Source organism: Cellulomonas sp., from assembly GCF_035634735.1.
Lineage (GTDB): Bacteria > Actinomycetota > Actinomycetes > Actinomycetales > Cellulomonadaceae > Cellulomonas.
In genome coordinates this window covers 14,435-34,657 of record NZ_DASQCJ010000133.1, presented here as the reverse complement: position 1 = coordinate 34,657, position 20,223 = coordinate 14,435, and the positions used below count along the sequence as shown (strand labels likewise).

The following is a 20,223-nucleotide window of genomic DNA, read 5'->3' as shown; positions in this document are numbered from 1 at the left end:
TACCGTCGGGTGATGCGGGTGACGCGCACCGATCTGGTCGTCGCCGCGTCCTGCGCCGTCGTCGGCCTGGTCCTGGTCGGTCTCCGCGCCGGCGAGGGCCCTGGGTGGGCCCCGGCGGGCGTCGAGGCTCTCGCGCAGCTGCTGGCCGCCGGCGCCGTCCTGCTCCGGCGCCGCGCACCCGTGCTCGTCCTCGTGGTGTGCGGCGGCCTGTCGTTCGTGTCCCCGGCCATCGCGACCCTCGCCGCGGAGCACGCGCTCGGGACTGAGGACCGGTCCGCCGTCCGGGGCGCGGTGGCGACCGCCGGGGCGGCGCTCGTCGCCTACCCGGCCCTGCTCGTCAGCTCCGCTCCGCTCAGCCCGGGCGCCGTGTGGCTGGCGCTGGTGCTCGTGGTGCTGGCGTACCTGGCCGGGCGGCTGCAGCGGACCCGCGCGCAGGAGGCCGAGCAGCGCGAGCACGCCGCGATCGGGCGGGAGCGCGAGCGCCTCGGCCGCGAGCTGCACGACGTCGTGGCGCAGCGGCTCAGCTACATCGTGATCGAGGCCGGGCTGATCGGCACCACCGCCACCGACCCCGAGGTCGTCGGCCTCGCGGGACGGGTCGCCGGCACCGGCCGGTCGGCGCTCGCGGAAATGCGCGCCGTGCTCGGGGCCCTCGACGGCGGCGCAACCCCCTCCCCGCCGGCCGCCGGACCGCGCACCGACCTCGCCGTGCTGGTCGCGCAGGCGCGCGCCGTGGACCAGCCCGTCGACGTGGACGTCCCGCCCGACCTGCGCCTCGACGGCGTCGCGGGCGGCACCGCCCTGCGGGTCATCGGCGAGGCCCTGACCAACGCGGTCCGGCACGCGCCCGGCGCCCGCACCCGGGTGCACGCGGCGGACGAGCACGGGACGCTCGTGGTGCGGGTGACCAACGGCCCGGCGGCACGGCGCCCGACCGGCCTCAGCGGCGGCGGCCACGGCCTCGACGCGCTCCGGCGCCGGGTGGGGCTGCTCGGCGGCCGGCTCGAGGCCGGCCCCGACGACGGCGGCTGGGAGGTGGCGGCGTGGCTCCCGAGCCCGACGAGGTGATCGGGGTCCTGGTCGTCGACGACGAGGCCCTGCTCCGCTCCGGCATCGCGGCGCTGGTCGCCGCCGCCCCCGACCTGCGGGTCGTCGGCGAGGCGGGCGACGGGCTGGAGGCGGTCGAGCGGGCCACCGCCCTGCGGCCCGACGTCGTGCTGCTCGACATGCAGATGCCCGTGATGGACGGGCTGGACGCGCTGGACGGCATCCGCCGGGCGTCGCCCGACACCACCCTGGTCGTGCTCACGAGCTACCTGACCGACGACTACATCCTGCCCGCCCTCCGGGCCGGCGCCTCCGGCTACCTGCTCAAGGACTGCACCCCGCAGGAGCTGCACGACGGCATCCGCGCGGCCGCCGCCGGCACCGTCACCCTGTCGCCCGCCGTCAGCCGCCTCCTGCTCGCCGCCGCCGGGGGCGACGCCCGGGGTCACCGCGCCGCCGCGGTCCGCCGGCTCGCGGTGCTCACCCCGCAGGAGCGGGCCGTCGCGGCCGGGCTCGCCGGCGGCCGGTCCAACGCCCAGATCGCCACGGCCCTGTTCCTGGCACCAGCCACGGTGAAGTCCTACGTCGCGAGCGCGATGGCGAAGCTCGGTGTCGAGAACCGCACACAGGTCGCGATCCTCGCGCACGAGGCGGGGCTGCGGGCGGGCTGAGACGCACGAGAGCCCCGCCGGACACCGGCGGGGCTCTCGTCGAGCGGTAGCGGTGGGATTTGAACCCACGGTGGACTTTCACCCACACACGCTTTCGAGGCGTGCTCCTTAGGCCGCTCGGACACGCTACCTCGGGCCAGAACAGTACCGGATGCGAGGCGGAACTCCCGCATCGGGAGTCGTACCGTGGTGCACGTGACACCCCCGCGCCTGCCGATCCCCCTCCACGACGCCGTCCGGCCGAACCCGGGGACGGTCGACGACGCGGTCCGGCTGCTCCGCGGCAGCCGCCTCACGGTGCTCACCGGGGCGGGCCTGTCGACCGACTCCGGCATCCCCGACTACCGGTCGCCGGACTCGCCGCCGCGCAACCCGATGACCTACCAGCAGTTCGTCGGCGACGCGGGGTTCCGCCGGCACTACTGGGCGCGGAACCACGTCGGCTGGCGGTACGTGCACCGCACGCACCCGAACGCCGGGCACCGCGCGCTCGCGTCGATGGAGGCGCACGGCGTCGTGCTCGGGGTGATCACGCAGAACGTCGACCTGCTGCACGAGCAGGCCGGGTCGCGCCGGGTCATCGACCTGCACGGCCGGTACGACCGGGTGGTCTGCCTGCGGTGCCACCGCACGGTGACGCGCACCGAGCTGGCCGAGCGGCTGGAGGCGGCCAACCCCGGCTTCGCCGAGTCGGTCGGCGCGGTCGGCGACGTGGAGATCGCGCCCGACGCGGACGCGGTCATCGAGCAGACGTCGCACTTCCGGGTCGTCGACTGCTGGCTCCCCGACCCCGACGGCGGCGACGGGCCGTGCGGCGGGATGCTCAAGCCGGACATCGTCTACTTCGGCGAGACGGTGCCCGGACCGCGGGTCGCGGAGGCGTACGCGCTCGTCGACGAGGCGGACGCGCTGCTGGTCGCCGGGTCGTCGCTGACGGTGCAGTCGGGGCTGCGGTTCGTCCGGCACGCGGCCGAGGAGGGCAAGCCGGTCGTCATCCTCAACCGGGGGGCGACCCGCGGGGACCCGCTGGCCACGCTGACCCTGGACGCGGGGGCGTCGGAGACGCTGACGGAGCTGGCCGACCGGCTCTGACCGCCGCGGGCGGCTCCCGCCGCACGGGAGGCGGCCGACCCCGGACCGTGCCACGCTCCGGACATATCGCCCGTGCAGGACAGCCGCGGGCACCGCGGGAGCCTTGCGGCGGCCGCACCCGACACCTATAGTCGCGGCATGTGGCATCGTTGCCACATCGTCGGGCGAGGGAGCTGGGCAGGCCTCCCGCCGGCGTCCACGGTCGACTGGAGGCCTCGATGACGCAGCTGAGAGCCGACGCCGCTCCGGCCGTCGCACCCTCGTCCCGCGCCGCGCGCAAGCGCCGCACGCCCAAGGTGCCCTACAACCGGCGCGAGGCGCTGGCGGGGTACCTGTTCATCTCGCCGTGGATCGTCGGGTTCCTGGTCTTCACGGCCGGCGCGATGATCTACAGCCTGGTGATCTCGTTCAGCCACTACAACCTGGCGACGAACACGGCCCGCCCGGCGGGCCTCGACAACTACGCGCAGCTGTTCTCCGACCCGCGGGTCGCGACGTCGCTGGCGAACACGCTGTTCTACGCGGTGCTCGCCGTGCCGCTCGAGATCCTGGTCGCGCTCGCCCTCGCCTCGCTGCTCAACCAGGCGGGCCGCGGCGCCGGCTTCTTCCGGACGGTCTACTACCTGCCCAAGATGACCCCCGCGGTCGCGACGGCGGCGGTCTTCTTCCTGCTGCTCAACGGCAACACCGGCGCGATCAACCAGTTCCTGCGGATCTTCGGCATCGAGGGCCCGCAGTGGCTGGTCGACCCGGCGTGGATCAAGCCGTCGATCGTGATGATGACCCTCTGGGGCGTCTCCGGCACGATGGTGATCTTCCTCGCGGCGCTCAAGAACGTGCCGCGCGAGCTCTACGAGGTCGCCGAGCTCGACGGCGCCGGCGTGTGGCAGCGGTTCCGGAACATCACGCTGCCGATGATCTCCAGCGCGATCTTCTTCAACGTCATCGTGCTGTCGATCGCCGCGTTCCAGGTCTTCGACCAGGCGTACCTGCTGTTCTGGCGCGACCAGTCGAACGCGTCGCCCGAGGCGTCGCTGTTCTACGCGATCTACCTGTTCCAGCAGGCGTTCCGGCAGTTCAACTTCGGGTTCGCCGCCGCCATGGCCTGGCTGCTGTTCCTCATCATCATGGTGATCACGGCCATCCAGATGAAGTTCGGCAACCGGTTCGTCTACTACGAGGGGGGCAGGGACTGATGGCCAGCACCGGCACCACCAGCACGCCCGTCCGCCAGGTCCCCGGCCTGCCGGAGGACGCCGCGGGGCAGGGCGACCGCCCGATCGACCCCAACCGGCCGCCCCTCGACGAGCGCCGCCCCGGCGGGCGCACCGGCCGCCGGGTCCGGCGCGGCCTCGTCATCGCGGCGCTGGTCGCGATGTCGTTGGTGTTCCTGTACCCGTTCGCCTGGCTGCTCGCCGCGAGCCTCAAGGGCCGCGGGCAGGTGTTCGACAACTCGCTGTGGCCCAGCGAGTTCCACTGGGGCAACTACGTCCGCGTGTTCGACGAGCTGCCGCTCGGGAACTGGATGATCAACAGCGTCGGCATCGCGGTGCTGGCGGCGGTCTCCGTCGCGGTGTCGTCGTCGCTCGTCGCGTGGGGCTTCGCGCACTTCCGGTTCCCGCTGCGCGGGTTCCTGTTCGGGCTCGTGCTGGCCACGATGATGCTGCCCGGCGCGGTCACGATGATCCCGATCTACCTGATCTGGAAGGAGCTCGGGTTCCTCGGCACCTGGGTCCCGCTGTTCGGCGCGAACCTGTTCGGGTCGGCGTTCTACATCTTCCTGCAGCGGCAGTTCTACCTGGGCCTGCCGCGGGAGCTGTTCGAGGCCGCGCGCATCGACGGGGCGAACCAGTGGCGCACGTACTGGCGGATCGTGTTCCCGCTGTCGCTGCCGTCGTTCATCATCGTGCTGCTGTTCGAGTTCCAGGCGTCCTGGAACAACCTGCAGGCCGCGCTGATCTACCTGAACGCGGGCAGCCCGGAGGACTTCACGGCGCCGCTCGGCATCGCGTACGCGATGACCCGGTACTCGCCGACGGCCGGCGGGCAGGGCGACTACCAGTACGTGATGGTCGCGGCGCTGCTCGTGACGCTGCCGATGCTCGCGCTGTTCGCGTTCGGGCAGCGGTACTTCATCGAGGGCGTGGCGACCCAGGGCCGCAAGGGCTGACGCCCGCGCGAGAGGGGCCGGACCGACGCGGTCCGGCCCCTCTCGTGTGCGCGGCGGGCGGCGGGGCGCGGCGCGGTCAGGCCGGGTCGGGCAGCAGCGCCGGGTCGGCCAGCGCCTGCTCGCAGGCCAGGAGCAGCGCTCCCCCGGTCCAGGCGTGGCTCAGCGTGAGCAGCATGCCCTTCGGCTGGAAGCACGCGGTCTGGTAGTACCGCTCCGAGGTCATGCCCCGGTACGCGTTGAAGTCGCCGTCGAACCGGGCGACCAGCTGCCGGAAGCAGGAGAGCGTCTCCGCGGCGCGGTCGGCGTAGTGCGGGTCGCCGGTCGCCGCGGACAGCTCCGCCAGCTCCTGCGTGCAGACCAGGCCGTAGGCGTGCAGGTGCTGGTTCGACGGCGAGGCGTTGTCGGCGCCCCGGGTCGCGAACCGGTACACGTCCAGCGGCGTCCCCTCGGGGAACCGGGTGTTGTACGCGTACCGGAACGTCAGCATCCAGTCCGCGGCCCGGCGGGCGAGGTCGAGCCACCGCGGGTCGCCCGTGCGCCGGTGCAGCGCGACGTAGGACATCACCGCGACGTACCCGTCCTCGGAGGTCGGGGCGAGGTCGACGTCCTCGGGCGCCCCGTGGATGAACTCGCGGTCCACGAAGCCGGCGTAGTGCTCCCCGGCCCGCACCGCGGCCGCGAGGTAGGCGCCGTCCGCGCCGTCGGGCCCGTCCCAGCGCTCGGCCTCGGCGAGCGCGGCCACCCAGGTCAGCCCGGCGGCGCCGTGCCAGGACAGCACCTCGCCCGTCTCGGCGTGGTGGGCGGAGCCGAGGTTGCCGTCCGGGCGCTGCCGGCGGACGACGACGTCGAGGTTCGACCGCAGGGCGGCGACCCAGCCGGGGTGCGCCGCGCGCACGTCCTCGCCCAGCTCGAGCGCCCGCGCCAGGAACAGCGACGCCTCCGCGAGCGTGCGGGAGTGCAGCGCGCCGCGGGTGCCCGACCAGCTCTGCGACCAGCCGTGCTCGGCGTACCAGACGCCCCAGAACGTGCCCGAGGGCGACAGGTGGTCGCAGATGAAGTCGACGACCCGGGCGGCGTCCGCGGCGACCGCGGCGGTGCCCCGGCGGCGCGCGTGCGCGAGCAGGGCGTAGGCCCACGGGATGCCGCTGACCCAGCCGACGTGCATCGCCTGCCGGTCGACGGACAGCCCGTCCCGGCCGGAGACCTCGCGGTCGAACCCGACGGTCTCCAGCAGGACGCCCGGCTCGGCGTAGTGCCAGCGGTGCAGCCCCTCGGCGGCCAGGTCGGCCGCCTCGGCGACCCCCACCCACGGCCGCAGCGGCGACCCCGCGCGGAGCCGCTCGTGCTCCTCGCGCAGGACGGGGGCGTAGGCGTGCCGGTCGGGGCCGGTCGCGTACACGGCGAACCGCAGCGTGACCCGCTCGCCCGCCGCCCAGCGGTAGGTCGTCGTCTCGGCGGGCCGCGGCGTCGCCGACCCGTCGTACGACACCGGCCCCTCCCGGAACGGGAAGGTCAGGTGCACGCTGCCGGCGCCGGTGGCGGCGTCGTGCGCGAGCCCGAGGCCGGTCATGCCCAGCGCGGTCGTCTCCGGGGCGACCAGCGCGACGCCGCCCGGGCCGGCCCAGGCGAGCACCGCCGGGGTGGCGGCGCGGTCCGCGCGGAGCTCCCAGCGGTCGCTGACCAGGCCGGCGGGGTCGTCGGCGCCCACCTCGAACCGCGGAAAGCGGCGGTCGCAGCCGACCGGCCGGTTCTCGCCGTAGAACGCGCCGGGCACCAGCCACCAGGGCGCCTCCGGCGCGGGCGGCAGGTGCACCCGGAACCGGATGCCGGCCTCGGTCGGCGCGTCGCCGCGGTGCTCGACGTCGAGCCGCACGTCGACGCGACCCGAGGGGGCCGGGGCCGCCCAGGTGGCGACGGCGCGGAACGGGCCGGCCTCCCCCGCGAGCGCACCGGGCCCGGCGGGGGTCGGCGGCGCCGGCAGCACGGTGCCGTCGGGGAGCACGACCTCGACGACGTGCGGCACGGTTGCCACCACGGGGCCGTCGTCGCCGGACCACGCCGGCCCCGCCGGCCGGAGCGACCCCGTCGGTCGCAGCAGGACGCCCTCGTCCACTCGGGTCCACCCTCCGCCGCGGTGCGGCCGTCGATCGGTTCGGCCGGGTCCGCCGGGTCGGCGGCCGGTCAGGCCGCGGGCGGCTCGCCGGCCGCCCAGGCGTCCACCATCTCGCTGATCACGTGGAGCACCAAGGTGTGCATCTCCTGGATCCGCGGCGTCGCCGCCGACGGCACCAGCAGCAGGTGGTCGGCGTGCTCGCGCGCGGGCCCGCCGTCGCCGCCGGCGAGCAGGAGGGTGGTCGCGCCGTTCGCGCGCGCGGCCGCCAGCGCGCGCACCACGTTCGGCGACCGGCCGCTGGTGGTGAACGCGACGACGAGGTCGCCCGGCCGGGCCAGGGCCTCGACCTGGCGGGCGAACACGTCCTCGTAGGCGTAGTCGTTCGCGATGCAGGTCATGGACGTCGGGTCGGTGCTCAGCGTGACGGCGGGCAGCGGGCGGCGGTCGCGCTTGTAGTGGCCGACGAGCTCGCCGGTCAGGTGCTGCGCGTCCGCGGCGCTGCCGCCGTTGCCGAACGTGTAGAGGGTGCCGCCGCGGGCGAACGTGTCGCGGACCAGCTCGCCGGCGGCGCGGATGCGGTCGGCGAGGCCGGTCATCGCGCCGGCGACGTCCGCGTGGGCGGCGAGGTGGGCGTGCAGCCAGTCGGCCGCGGGGGCGGGCGCGGCCGGCGCGGCAGGGGGCGCTGCCGGCGCGAGGATGGGGGCGGTGGGGTCAGACACGAGCGGCCTCCGTCGGCGCGTGGTCGTGCGGCGGGTGGGTGGGTGCGGGGGTGGTGCCCGCGGGCCCGGGAGCGGGCGGGGCGGGCGGGGCGGGCGCGGCCCCGGCGGGCAGCACGTCGAGCGCGATCGCCCCGGCCCCGACGACGCACACGACGTCCCCGAGCGCGGCGAGCCGCACGGTCGCGGCGCGCGCGGCGGGCGGCATGGCCTCCCGCGCGACGATCGCGCGCACCGGGTCGAGCAGCATCCCGCCGGAGCGGGTCACGCCCCCGCCGAGCACGACCAGCTCGGGCTCGAGGACGTTGACCAGGTCGGACACCGCGCTGCCGAGCAGGTCGACGGTCTCGGCCCAGACCCGCGCGGCCAGCGCGTCGCCCGCGGCCGCGGCGGCGCTGACGTCGGCCGCGGTCACGGCGGGCAGGCCGGCGAGCGACGAGGGCGCCTCGCCCGGGACCGGGTCCGCGAGGGCCTCGGCGGCGCGCGCCGCGATCGACGACCCGGACGCGTACGCCTCGATGCAGCCCCGCCGCCCGCACGAGCACGCCCGGCCGCCCCGGCGCACCGTGATGTGGCCGAGCTCGCCGCCGTTGCCGGCCGCCCCGCGGTGCAGCCGGCCGTCCAGGACGACGCCGCCGCCGACCCCGGTCGACACGGTCAGGTACACGAGGCTGTCGAGCCCCCGCCCGGCGCCGTAGCGGTGCTCGGCGACGGCGGCCGCGGTGGCGTCGTTCTCGAGCGCGAACGGGACGCCGAACGCGGCGGTCGCCAGCGGGCCGATCGGGATGTCGTCCCAGCCGGGCAGGTGGGGCGGCGACTGCAGCACGCCCGTGCGCGCGTCGAGCGGGCCGCCGCACGCGATGCCGACCGCGCCGACGGGCCCGAGCCCGGCCTCGGCGACCGCCTCGTGCCCCAGGGCGAACAGCCGCGCGATCACGGCGTCCGGCCCCTCCTCGCGGCGGGTCGGCCGGACACGCAGCCCGTGCACGGCCCCGTCGGGGGTGACCACGCCGACGGCGAGCTTGGTGCCGCCGATGTCGAGCGCGAGGACCGGCGTGCCGGTGGCCGTGCCGCCGCCCGCGGGCGCGGGCGAGCCGTCCGTCGTCATGCGTCCTCCAGACCCCCGGCGAGCGCGCGGCCGGGTGCGGCGGCGCGCGACGACCCCGGGTCCCCGACGGCGGCAGTGCCGGGGGATCGTCCTGGGATCGATTCCAGATCGAGCATAGGAGCGGGCGCGCAAGAGCGTCAAGCGCGGCGCGAGGAAACGATCCCTGGACGTGGGATCGAGTCCAGGTCCCGGGTCGGCTGGCCCGTGCTTGGCGGCCAGACAAGCCGTTCGCCGGCGGCCCGGCCGCCCGGTCGCCGCCGGGTCAGCCGCCCACGCCGGGCCCGTCGCGCCGAGCCGTCGGCCGGGAGTGGAGACGGGTGGAGCGTCCTGCCCGACACGCGCCGGCGTGTCGGGCAGGACGCTCCACCCGAGCGGTCGGCCGCGGTCAGGCGGCGGGCGGGGCCGCCGTCGAGCCGCGCTGCGCGATCGCCGCGGACAGCATCACGGTGCGCTTGGGCGAGTCCGGGCTCTCGATCCGCTCGAACATCTGCCCCACCGCGGCCTCGCCGAGCGCGACCGCGTCCTGCGCCACCGCCGTGACCCCGGGCGTCACCATCGTCATCCAGGGGGCGTCGTCGAACGACACCAGGCTGAGGTCGTCGGGGACCCGCAGCCCGAGCGCCTGCGCGGCGCGCCACACGCCCTCGGCGAGCACGTTGTTGGCCGCGAACACCGCCGTGGGCCGGTCGGGACCGCCGAGCAGGTCCCGCGCGACGCCGGTCGCGGCGCCGACGTCCCAGCCGCCCCGCACCACGAGGGCGTCGTCCAGCGGCAGGCCGGCGGCGAGGAACGCGGACCGGTAGCCGACCAGCCGGTCGCGCCCGGTCGTCCAGTCCATCTCGTCGATCAGCAGCGCGACCCGGCGGTGGCCCTGCTGGAGCAGGCCGGTGGTCACCCGCTCCGCGGCCGCCTTGTTGTCGACGACCACCGCGTCGCAGGCACCCTCGGCGAACTGCCGGTCGACCTCGATGACGGGGATCCGGTGCCGGCCCAGGTACTCGGTGACCTCGGCGGACAGCGGCGTGAGGATGACGCCGGCGACGCGGAGCGCGACGAAGGTCTCGGCGGCCTCGAGCTCGGCCTCGACCGACCCGGCGTCGTCGGCGAGCATCATCGCGTAGCCGCGCCGGCGGGACTGCGCGCTGACCCCGCTCGCGAGGTCGGCGTAGAACGAGTTGCGCAGGTCGGAGACGAGCACCCCGATGGACCGGCTGACCTGCTGGCGGAGGTTGCGCGCCATCGCGTCCGGCACGTAGCCGAGCGTCTGCGCGGCGCGACGCACCCGCTCGCGCACGGCCGGCGCCACGTAGCCGCGGCCGGTGAGCGCGCGCGAGGCGGTGGAGCGGGAGACGTCGGCGGCCTCGGCCACGTCCTTGATCGTGGCGCGGCGCCCTGCGGCGGTCACCGCGCCGCGCGTGCCCGGCGCGGCAGCCTCCATGCAGTGCTCCTCGTTCCCCGGGCCCGAGGGCCTCAGTCCGCCACGACGTCCACGAGCGCCTCGGCGTGCTGGCCGAGCCGCAGGTCGCCGATGCTGACGTCGACGGCCAGGCGCCGGCGGACCGCCGCGGGACCCGTGGGCACCACGTCCAGGTCGATCTCCGCGTGCCCGCCGGGCGGGAGCGCGACGACGGCCTCGTCGGGGTGCGCGCGCCAGCCTAGCGGCAGCACCGGGCGCACGGTCGCCTTCCGCTCCTCGGGCGCGGGGTTGCGCACCGTCACCGTGAACCGGGCGGGCCGGTCGGCGGGCACGGCCGACCGGTACGGGGCGATCCGCGCCATGCGGGTGTCCGAGCCGAGGTCGAGCTCGTCGAGCGGCAGCAGGTCGTGGTGGATCTGCACCAGCTCCTCGCCCTCGGCGTCGAGCATCGCGAGGTAGTCGTCGTCGACCCAACGCGGCTCCCAGTGCCCGGACACCATGACCCCCGGCGCCACCCGGCGGTAGAGCGCGGCGCTGTCCCGGTAGTCGGTGACCCGGAACAGGTTCCGGTACTGGTAGTTGAGGATCTCCCGCCGGTTGCCGGGGATGCCGAGCCCGTCCTGCTGGTCTCCGGTGACGAGCACCCGCACCCCGTCGACCTCGACCTCGAACGCCGCCGCGTACAGCGTGTGCCCGGGGAGCTCGTGCACGGTGATCTCGTACTCGTGCCACCGGACCGTCTCCCCCAGCGGCAGCACCCGGTCGACGGGGATCGGGTCGTACCACTGGCAGGGCAGGTCGTGCCGGAGCGGGTCCTCCAGGACGGGGGCGACGTTCGCCGGCGCCCACACCTCGGTGCCCTCGACCTCGCGCAGCAGGTTCATGCCCGCCACGTGGTCGTCGTGGTAGTGCGTGGGCAGCACCGCCTCGACCGTCGTGACGCCGAACTCCCGGCGCAGCGCCGGCAGCGACGCGAGCCAGGGCCGCCGGGACGCACGGTCGCCCCCGGACGCGAGCCCGGTCGTCATGTCGTAGCCGAAGTCCATCAGCATCGCGGCCCCGTCGCGGGACACCAGGACGTAGGAGCAGGCGTTGCTCGACAGGTTGAGCAGGAAGTGCTCGGTGATCCGCTGGAACGGCTCGGCCAGGCGCAGCCGCAGGTCCCACGGCTGCGGGCGCCGCGAGTCGACGTAGCCGCGCATCCGCGTCGCCAGCAGGCCGAGCGCGTGCTGCGGGTCGTCCATCGGGCACCCGTGCGAGGGCAGCAGCAGGTCCAGGCGCTCGGCCATCAGCAGGTAGCAGGACAGGACCGTCATCGCCGGCCCCTCGTTCTCGGTGTACGACCACTGGGTGGCGGCGAGCGACCACACCTTGCCGGGCGCGTAGACGAGGTCGCCGGTGAAGGCGAGCCGCCGCCCGTCGCGCTCGACGACGTAGGACACCGACCCTGTGGTGTGGCCCGGCGTCGGCACGACCTGCACCGGCACGCCGCCGTACACCCAGGTCCGGTACTCGGGCACGACGTCGGCGACCGGGACGGGGTCCAGCAGGGAGAACCGGTCCTCGCGCAGGTTGTAATCGTTGACCACCTGGCGGGTGCGCCACATCTCGTCGACCCGGTCGAAGAGGTCGCGCTCGACGGGCGGGACGTGGATCGCGATGCCCGCCGCGACGGCGCGGGGCAGGCCCTGGCCCTGGTCGCGGTGGTGGTGGGTCATCAGCACGTCGGTGATCCGGTCGACGCCCATGGCCTCGAGGTGGTCGAGCACGGCGCCGGAGCCGAAGTCGATCGCCACGGCGGTGCGGGTGCCGTCGGCGGCGGGCTCGGCGGCGCGGACGACGTAGACGTGGCAGGTGTCGGCGACGCGGAACACGCCGGGCGCGACCTCGGCGACCTCGGCGTCGGCAGTGGCGGGCATGGCTCTATGGTATCGATTCCAGATCGGGCGCCACAAGCGGTGAGACGGAAGAGAAGCGCTGCTCAGCAGCGGTTTCGGCCGCTATGCCGGGTTCGTCCCGCGCGGACGGGGTGCCGCGCGCGGCGTCACACCGCGAGGACCTGCCCCGCCGCCCGCAGGTCGTCCTGCAGCGCCGCCACGTCCACCGCCTGCACCGCCCGCCCGGACGCCGCCGCCCGCGCCGCCGCGAGCCCCGCGACGTGGCCGAGCATCTGGTACTGCGGCTCCATCCGGATCGACGAGAACGCGACGTGCGACGCGGACACGCAGACCGGCACGACCAGGTTGGTGCAGTCCGCCCACCGGGGCACCAGCGCGCGGTACGGGACCGGGTACGGCGGCACCGGCACCGAGTAGTACCCCTCGGTGACGACCATGCCGACCGGCCGCGGGTGCTCGTGCACCCAGCGCCAGGTGCGCTGCACCTCCCGCACGTCCAGGTGGTACGAGCCCATCGCCACGACGTCGTGCCACCGGGTCGGCCCCCGCAGGTCGCGCTCGGTCAGCACCACCTCGCCGACCATCCGGCGCGCCTCGCGGACGTAGAGCTGGTGCGGCAGGTGGCCGGTGTCGGCGAACTCGTCGGCGGGCAGCCCCCAGCCGGCGAGCGCCGCGCGCACCGGCGCCGGCACCTCGGGGTCGTGCGTGAGGAACCACAGCAGGTCCTGGGCGTGGTGCAGGTGGTGCCGGCGGATCTCCTCGCGCCGCTCCCGCCCCGCGGTCGGGTACTCCCACGCCGTCCCGTCGAGGACGCTCAGCGAGAACGGCCCGAGCGAGTTGCCGTCCGCCTTGCCGCCGGGCAGGTTCGGCTCGAGCCCGAGCAGCGACCCCGCCTCCGGGACGTGCCCCGCGCGGGCCCAGTACCGGAACAGCCGGCGGCCGAGCTCCCAGTGCGCGTCGTCGTAGCCCGGGCGGCGCTCGACCGGCACCCGGTCCGCCGCCGTCGTCAGGCAGAGCCGGTAGCCGTAGGACATGACGCCGCCGTCGCCCGACCCGACCGGCGCGAGGGGCACGTCGCGGACCTGCGGCAGCACGGCGCCGGCCGTCTCCCCCGACGGGTCGTCGACGAACGGCGACACCCAGCCCGGGAACGCGTGCCGGCCGGGGACGGGCTCGCGGCGGCCCGCGAAGGTCTCGCCGTGCAGCGTCCGGTCCTCGCGGCCGACGCGCCACGGCACGCCCGCGAGCGCCAGCAGGTCGCCCTCGTAGGTCGCGTCGACGAACGCGGCCCCGGCCCAGGCCCGCCCGTCCGCGGTGCGCACCGACCGGATCGCCCGGTCCGCCACGTCCGCCGACAGCACCGCCGCGCCGTGCTCCACCCGGATGCGCGGGTGGTCGAGCCAGCGCCGCAGGATCGCCTCCGCGACGTGCGGCTCGGGGCCGGCGTAGGCACCGACGGGCACGCCGTAGTGCGCCGCGACCTCCGCCCGGAACCGCGCCGCCATCCCGCCGAGCACCCGGAGGTCGCCCACGTCGGTGTACCCGAGGCCGCCGGACGTCATCCCGCCGACGTGGTCGCCGGGCTCGAGGAGCAGCACGGTGGCGCCGGCCTCCGCCGCGGCGACCGCGGCGCACACGCCGGCCGAGGTGGCGCCGACCACGACGACGTCGGCGCCGGCGGGCGGCGCGGCGGGCGCGGCGGCGGGCGGCACGGGTGCCGCGGACCCCGGGTCGGCGGTCACGCCCGCGACCCCGCGCGCAGCCCGGCCCGGTACGACGCCCACGACGCCGCCACCAGCGCCAGGTCCCCCGCGGTCAGCGGCTCGCCGGACCGGTCGACCCGCTCCGCGTAGTACAGCGCCGGCACGCCGCCCTCGGCCTGCGCCGCGACGTAGTCCCGCCACTGCGCCCGGTCGAGCATCGGCCACTGGTCGGTGTCGACGAGGTGCCCGGGCAGCGCGGCCCGCGCGATCGACCGGCGGACGCGCATCTGGTCGGCCAGCGGCACCACCGCGCCCGCCGTGTCCCGCTCCAGCACGTCGTTGAGCCGCACCATGTCGCACACGTCCGCGAACGCCGGGTGCGGGGTGTGCGTGACGACCAGCGCGTCGGGCTTGGTGGCCTTGGCGGCGCGGTACAGGTTGCCGAGCAGGGCGTGCAGCGCGGCGACGCCCCACGGCGCGTCGGCGGTCGACCCGCCGCCCGCCCCGCCCCCCGGGTGCCGGCGCACCGAGTGGCCCGCGGGCGCGCGCTGCGTGAAGTCGACCTTGAACCCGTCGGCGTCGACGCCGTCGGGCCCGAGCAGGTGCGCGACCGTGCGCCGGACCCGCTCGCGGTACGCGGGGCTCGCCGGGTCGACCGCGACGGGGCGCCCGGCGGCGTCCACCAGGCACTCCTCGGGCGGCAGCCCCTCGGGGTCCCAGGCCTTCCACCACAGCAGGACCCGCTGCCCCGCGGCGTGCCGCCCGGCCACCCAGGCGCGCAGGTCGGGCCAGCGGTCCGGGTCGACCTCGCCGGTGCCGTAGGCGCGCTGCCACTTGTCGTCGATCACGACCGTGCCGGGGACGACGTCGTGCGCGGCGAGGTGGGCCAGCAGCTCGTCGTACACGTCCTGCCGGGCGAGGTCGGGTGCGATCGGCAGCCCCGGCGGCACCACGGCCGGGCCCAGGTCCTGGAGGTGGTACGGGTGCGCGGCGGGCTCGCCCGGCAGCGGGGCGCGGGCGCACTGGGCGCCCCAGCCGCAGAACAGCGGCTCGGCCCACCAGTCCGCGGCCGGCGCGACCGGCCCCGCCGGCGCCCCGGCCGCCACCAGGTCCGCGCGGTGGTCCGCGAGCGCCGCCCACGGGTCGTCGGCCGGGCGCAGCACCAGCGCCGGGCTCCGCCAGGCGCCGTCGACCGCCGTGTGCGCGTCGTGGTCGAGCTCCAGCAGGAACCCGCCGTCGACGGGCTGGTAGCGCAGCTGGGTCAGCCGGAGGTCGGCGACGGGGGCGACCAGGCCGAGGGCCAGCCAGCCCGCCCCCGCCGGGACGTCGAGCGCCGACGCCCCGGGCTCCCGGCCCAGCACGAGGCACAGCGGCGGCGGCGAGAACACCGCGTGCAGCCGCCCCGGGGACGCGTCGCCCACCACCCCGAGGGTCGCCGCCGAGGCCGCGGGGCGGACCAGGTCGACCGGCTCCGTGGGGTTCGGCACGAACACCGACCGGTGCTCGGTCGACGACCGGAACGTCCCGCCCGCGCCGTTGCGCAGCACCGCCCGCCCGCCGAGCAGCCGGACGTCGGTGAGCACGCCCGCGCCCTCGACCTGGACGGTGAGCTCCAGCCGGTCGGGCAGGCAGCGCAGCGTGGTCCGCCGCCGGCCCCAGGCGGTGCTGCCGCAGTCGAGCCGGACCTCGGCGACCCGGGTGTCGAGGGGGTCCGCGCCGACCGGGGCGCCGGCCGCGTCGTGCACGGTCGGGGCCCCGACGTCGTACGACTCGTCCGCAGTGCCGACCACGTCCACCGAGGCCAGCAGGCTCAGGTGCGACCAGATGCGGCCGTCGGGGTCGGCGAGCACGGCGCGCGGCGGGTCGGCGCGGACCTCGAGCAGGTAGGCGTCGGCGTGGATCGTGCGGGTGCCGGGGGCGGCGGTGATGCGCATGGGTCCTCGGGGGTGGCGTCGGCGGCGCAGGGGCTGTGCGGGGGCTGTGCGGGGGTTGTGCGGGGAGCCGAGCGGGCGGCGGGTCGTCAGCCGAACGGGGCGATCGCGGGCAGGGCGTCGGGCAGCGTCCCGGTGCGGGCGATCTCCGCGTACACCCGTCCCGAGTCCTTCACCGTGCGCCGGCCGGTCGCGTAGTCGACGTGCACCAGCCCGAACCGCGGCCGGTAGCCGAGCGACCACTCGAAGTTGTCGAGCAGCGACCAGTGCAGGTAGCCGACCACCGGCGCGCCGGCCTCGATCGCCTCGTGCACCGCGCGCAGGTGGCCCAGCAGCAGGTCGGTGCGCCGGACGTCGTGCACCCGGCCGTCGTGGGTGGGCGCGTCGCCGAACACCCCGCCGTTCTCGGTGATCATCAGCGGGGTGCCCGGGTAGTCGCGGTGCAGCCGGAGCAGCAGGTCGCGCAGGGCGTCCGGCACGATCTCCCAGCCCTCGTCGGTGCGCCGCACGTCGCCCGCCGGCGGCACGACCTGCCACGGGAACGGGCGGTCCGGCCCGGCGGGAGCGGCCGCCATGACCCGGCGGGTGTAGTAGTTCACGCCGATCCAGTCCTGCCGGCCGCCGATCCGGTCCTCGTCGCCGGGCCGGATCACGTCGTCCAGCGACCGGCCGAGCGCGCGCTCGTAGTGGGCCCGCGTGTCCTCGGGGTAGCCGAGGCCGGCCAGCGGGTCGAGGTACCAGCGGTTCACGTAGCCGTCCGAGCCCCGCGCGGCCGCGGCGTCCTCGGCGGAGCCGGTCGCCGGGTCGCACGGGAACAGGCTGAGCGCGCACCCGGTGCGGGCGCCGGGCGCGTGGGCCCGGATCGCGTCCGCCGCGGCGCCGTGGCCGAGCAGCACGTGGTGCCCGGCGGCGACCGCGGCACCCAGGTCGGCGACGCCCGGCGCGTGCAGGCCGAGCTGGTAGCCGAGCAGCGCGATGATCCACGGCTCGTTCTGGGTGACCCACCACGTGACCCGGTCGCCCAGCCGCCCGGCGACCGCGTCGGCGTACTCGGCGAACGCGTCGACGGACGACCGCCCGGCCCAGCCGCCGTCCGCCATCAGCGCCTGCGGCATGTCCCAGTGGTTGAGGGTCAGCACCGGCTCGACGCCGCGGTCCAGCAGGGCGTCGATGAACCGCTCGTAGTGGTCGAGGCCGCGGGTCTCGACCCGCCCCCGGCCCTCCGGCACGACCCGGGACCACGCGACGGAGAACCGGTAGGCCCGCAGGCCGAGCCCGGTCACCAGGTCGACGTCCTCGCGCCAGCGCCGGTAGGAGTCGCAGGCGCGCGAGCCGTCGCCGCCGCCCTCGACCGCGCCGGGCCGGGCGGCGAACTCGTCCCAGACGGAGCGGCCACGGCCGTCGGCGTCGGGGCTGCCCTCGACCTGGTAGGCCGAGGTGGCGGCGCCCCAGAGGAAGCCGGGCGGGAAGGTGACGGTCACGGGCGGGCCTCCGGGGCGGTGCGGGGGGTGGGGACGGGGACGGGGGTGGGGCTCGGGCCGGGTGCGGACGCGTCGACGACCACGGCCGGGAGGTTCCAGGCCTCGAGGGCGAGCCGGCGGTCCGGGGTGGCGTCCCCGCTCGGCGGGTGCCAGCGGGCGCGGAGCGTGCGGGTGGCGCCCGGCAGCAGCGGGCGGGGGTCGCCGTCGAGCACCGCCCACCCGGGCGCGCCGGCCGGCCGCGCGTCCAGCAGCGCGAGCCCCACGACCGCCGGGCCGCCGCCGTGCGCGACCTCGACCACCACCGCGTCGGGCCCGTCGGGCCGCACGGCGACGGCGACCGCCGCGGGCGGGAGGTCGAGCAGCGGCGCGAGGTCGGCGGACGACGTCGCGACGACGACCTCGTGGTCGAGCTCCGCCCCGTCGGCCGCGGTCCACCGGACCTCCCACAGCAGCACGGCGGCCCGGGGCAGCGCCGGTACCGGGTGCCGGAGGTCGCCGACGGGGCGCGGCTCGCGCACGGGGTCGGGGACGACCCACCGGCGCTCGGCCAGCACCTCGCCGTCGGCGGTCCGCAGCCGCGCGACCACGGCCGACCCGGCCGCCGCTCCCCCGTCGGACCACAGCCAGACCTCCGCGGCGGCCTGCACCCGGCCGCCCCACGCCGTCGTCGCGGTGCGCAGGGTCGCGCGGTCGCGGGCGAAGGCGCGGGCGACCGCGTGGAACGCCGGCTTCGGGTCGCCGAGGTGGTCGACGACGGCCGTGCACCAGGTGTTCGGGTACGACTCGGCGAGCTGCCAGGGCAGCACCAGCGAGCAGCGCGGCCAGCGCCGCCGGTCCGCCTCGACCGCGTACGCCAGCCCGGTCGCCTGCAGGTGCTGGCTCGCGCGCCGGTAGCCGTCGACGTCCGCGAGCCGGCCGCCGAGGCACCGCTGCACCAGCGGCGCGTTGTCCCACCACTCGCCGAGGTGCCGGTGCACGGGGTTCGACCGGTCGAGCGGCCACACCCGGTCGGCGGGGACCAGGTGGTCGAGCAGCCGGCGGTTCGCCATCCCCTCGACGCCGAACTCGCTGTGCGCCAGGCAGGTCCCCGCGTCGGCGAGCGCGTGCTGCCCGGTCAGCCCCTGGTGCTCCCACGGGCCGTGCACGTCGTGCTGGTCGTCGGGGGCGGCGGCGATGACGTCGGCCCGGTGGTGGAACGCCGGACCGGTCGGGGACGTCGGCAGCCAGGCGCGGCCGGGGTCCAGCCGGGCGACCTCGTCGCGCAGCGCGGCCAGCACCGGCGACCGGTCCTCGTCCAGCGGGACCCCGTCGAGGTCGAGCTCGTTGCCGCCGCCCCACAGCAGCAGGCTCGGGTGGTGGGTGCGCGGCGGGACCACGACCGCGGCCTCCCGGCGCATCAGGTCGACGAACTCCCGGTCCGCCGCCGGCGCGCTCTGCATCCCCGACGACGACTGGGACAGCTCCTGCCACACCAGCAGCCCGGCGCGGTCGCAGGCGTCGAAGAACTCCTCCGTCTCGACCAGGCCGCCGCCCCACACCCGCAGCAGCGCGGCCCCGGACGCGGCGGCGAGCCCGACCAGGTGCTCGACGCGCTCGCGGGTGACCGTGCCGTGCTGCGCGTCGGCGGGCGCCCAGTTCCAGCCGACGAGCGGGAGGCGGACGCCGTTGACCTCCGCGGTGTAGCCGCGGGCGTCGCCGGGCGCGCCGGCGTTCGGCACCAGGCGCGCGGCGCGGAACCCGACGGTGCCGCGCCAGAGCTCGCGCCCGCCGGGGGCGGCGGCCACGCGGACGGTGTACGTCGTAGGGCTGCCGAGGCGGCGGGGCCACCAGAGGTCGGGGGCGGGGACCCGGAGGGCGACGTCCAGCGGCCGGGCCGCGGGCGCGCCGGGGGCGGCCGGGCCGGGGGCGCTGGCGAGGTCGACCCGCCGGGCGGCCACGACGGCGCCCGCGGCGTCGAGCACCTGGACCTCGACCGCGGCGTCCCCGCCGTCCCCCACCTCGACGGCCGCGCGCACCCGCACGACCCCGTCGGCCGCGGCGCCGAGATCGGTGCTCCCGGCCGAGATCGGTGCGTCTGACCACCGATCTCGAGCCGAACCACCGATCTCGCCGACCCCCGCGGCGCCCACGAGGTCCGCGCGCACCGTCACGTCCGCCAGGTGCACCCGGTCGACCACCACCCGCGCCGGGCGCCACAGCCCCTGGTGCGGCAGCCGCGGGCAGAAGTCCCAGCCCTCGGTCATCCGCGGCCGGTGCACGCGGACGCGCTCCGTCCGCCCGACCTGCGGCTCGTTCGCCGGCACCGGGTCGACGACGACGGCCAGCCGGTGCTCGCCCGGCGCCGCCGCGGCCGCCGGGACCTCCGCGCGCAGCCGGTGGTACAGCCCCTCGACCCGGCCGACCGGCTCCCCGTCCCAGAGCACCGTGCCCGACGGGTCGACGCCGTCGAGCTCGAGCACGGCCCGCTCGCCGGGCCCCAGCCGGGGGAGGTCGACGGTGCGGCGGTAGACCCAGTGCCGCGCGCCGGTCCACTCGGCCGCGCGGCTGTTCCGGTCGCGGTACGGGTCGGGCAGCTCGCCGGCGCGCGCCAGGTCGGCGACCACCGAGCCGGGGACGGCGGCGGGCCACCAGCCGGGGGTCGCGGCGGCGGCGCGGGCGGCGTCCGCGGCGTTGTTCCGGGCCGTGACCGGCGCGTCGACGTACCACCGCCAGGTGTCCCCGAGCGCCTCGCGGACCAGCCAGCCGGGGCCGGTGAGGTCGAGCACGCGCCCGCCCAACCCGCGTGCGGGGGCCGGGGCGTCGTCGCAGGTCGGCGGATGTGGCATCGATGCCATACGACTACGTAACCACACCCCGGCGCGGCGGGGCAACGCGCG

At 76.8% G+C, this 20,223-nt stretch carries 14 protein-coding genes and 1 tRNA gene; 5 read left to right on the top strand and 10 right to left on the bottom strand.

Annotated elements, in window-relative coordinates; genetic code table 11:
- Positions 1-12: 12 nt before the first annotated feature.
- Both VER05_RS11740 and VER05_RS11735 read left to right on the top strand, forming a co-directional pair.
- Positions 13-1,068, top strand: coding sequence for a sensor histidine kinase (locus tag VER05_RS11740; protein ID WP_324845535.1), 1,056 nt, complete (start codon positions 13-15; stop codon positions 1,066-1,068).
- Positions 1,044-1,718: a response regulator transcription factor gene (locus VER05_RS11735; RefSeq protein ID WP_324845534.1), complete on the top strand. Its 675-nt coding sequence runs from the start codon at positions 1,044-1,046 to the stop codon at positions 1,716-1,718. Before VER05_RS11740 ends, VER05_RS11735 begins: the two co-directional genes overlap by 25 nt.
- A gap of 44 nt (positions 1,719-1,762) precedes the next feature.
- On the opposite strand, the gene VER05_RS11730 is transcribed toward VER05_RS11735, so the two are convergent.
- Positions 1,763-1,849: transfer RNA gene (locus VER05_RS11730), tRNA-Ser, on the bottom strand.
- Positions 1,850-1,913: 64 nt separating this feature from the next.
- On the opposite strand from VER05_RS11730, the gene VER05_RS11725 reads away from it, so the two are divergent.
- From VER05_RS11725 to VER05_RS11715, 3 genes are all read left to right on the top strand, one after another.
- Positions 1,914-2,810: a Sir2 family NAD-dependent protein deacetylase gene (locus VER05_RS11725; RefSeq protein ID WP_324845533.1), complete on the top strand. Its 897-nt coding sequence runs from the start codon at positions 1,914-1,916 to the stop codon at positions 2,808-2,810.
- A 218-nt stretch (positions 2,811-3,028) separates the two neighbouring features.
- Positions 3,029-4,006 (top strand): carbohydrate ABC transporter permease, encoded by a 978-nt coding sequence (locus VER05_RS11720; protein WP_414647611.1) that lies wholly within the window; start codon positions 3,029-3,031, stop codon positions 4,004-4,006.
- Entirely contained in the window at positions 4,006-4,980 is a 975-nt protein-coding gene (locus VER05_RS11715) for a carbohydrate ABC transporter permease (RefSeq protein ID WP_324845532.1), read from the top strand. The genes VER05_RS11720 and VER05_RS11715 overlap by 1 nt, the downstream gene beginning before the upstream one ends.
- A 76-nt stretch (positions 4,981-5,056) precedes the next feature.
- On the opposite strand, the gene VER05_RS11710 is transcribed toward VER05_RS11715, so the two are convergent.
- The 9 genes from VER05_RS11710 to VER05_RS11670 form a co-directional block, all read right to left on the bottom strand.
- Positions 5,057-7,093 (bottom strand): hypothetical protein, encoded by a 2,037-nt coding sequence (locus tag VER05_RS11710; protein WP_324845531.1) that lies wholly within the window; start codon positions 7,091-7,093, stop codon positions 5,057-5,059.
- 68 nt (positions 7,094-7,161) lie between these two features.
- Positions 7,162-7,812 carry a D-sedoheptulose-7-phosphate isomerase gene (locus VER05_RS11705; protein WP_324845530.1) on the bottom strand — a complete coding sequence of 217 codons (651 nt, stop codon included), beginning with the start codon at positions 7,810-7,812 and terminating at the stop codon, positions 7,162-7,164.
- Positions 7,805-8,917, bottom strand: coding sequence for an ROK family protein (locus VER05_RS11700; protein WP_324845529.1), 1,113 nt, complete (start codon positions 8,915-8,917; stop codon positions 7,805-7,807). Before VER05_RS11700 ends, VER05_RS11705 begins: the two co-directional genes overlap by 8 nt.
- Before the next feature lie 385 nt (positions 8,918-9,302).
- On the bottom strand, positions 9,303-10,355 hold the full coding sequence (locus VER05_RS11695; RefSeq protein ID WP_324845528.1) for a LacI family DNA-binding transcriptional regulator: 1,053 nt from the start codon (positions 10,353-10,355) through the stop codon (positions 9,303-9,305).
- Between the two features lie 32 nt (positions 10,356-10,387).
- Positions 10,388-12,253 carry an MBL fold metallo-hydrolase gene (locus VER05_RS11690; protein ID WP_324845527.1) on the bottom strand — a complete coding sequence of 622 codons (1,866 nt, stop codon included), beginning with the start codon at positions 12,251-12,253 and terminating at the stop codon, positions 10,388-10,390.
- A gap of 125 nt (positions 12,254-12,378) precedes the next feature.
- Complete coding sequence (locus tag VER05_RS11685; protein WP_324845526.1) at positions 12,379-13,974, bottom strand: FAD-dependent oxidoreductase; 1,596 nt, start codon at positions 13,972-13,974, stop codon at positions 12,379-12,381.
- Positions 13,971-15,869, bottom strand: a complete 1,899-nt coding sequence (locus VER05_RS11680) for a hypothetical protein (RefSeq protein ID WP_324845525.1) — start codon at positions 15,867-15,869, stop codon at positions 13,971-13,973. The genes VER05_RS11685 and VER05_RS11680 overlap by 4 nt, the downstream gene beginning before the upstream one ends.
- Before the next feature lie 86 nt (positions 15,870-15,955).
- On the bottom strand, positions 15,956-17,347 hold the full coding sequence (locus VER05_RS11675) for a GH1 family beta-glucosidase (protein ID WP_324845524.1): 1,392 nt from the start codon (positions 17,345-17,347) through the stop codon (positions 15,956-15,958).
- Positions 17,344-20,172 (bottom strand): glycosyl hydrolase 2 galactose-binding domain-containing protein, encoded by a 2,829-nt coding sequence (locus tag VER05_RS11670; protein WP_324845523.1) that lies wholly within the window; start codon positions 20,170-20,172, stop codon positions 17,344-17,346. Before VER05_RS11670 ends, VER05_RS11675 begins: the two co-directional genes overlap by 4 nt.
- Between the last annotated feature and the right edge of the window lie 51 nt (positions 20,173-20,223).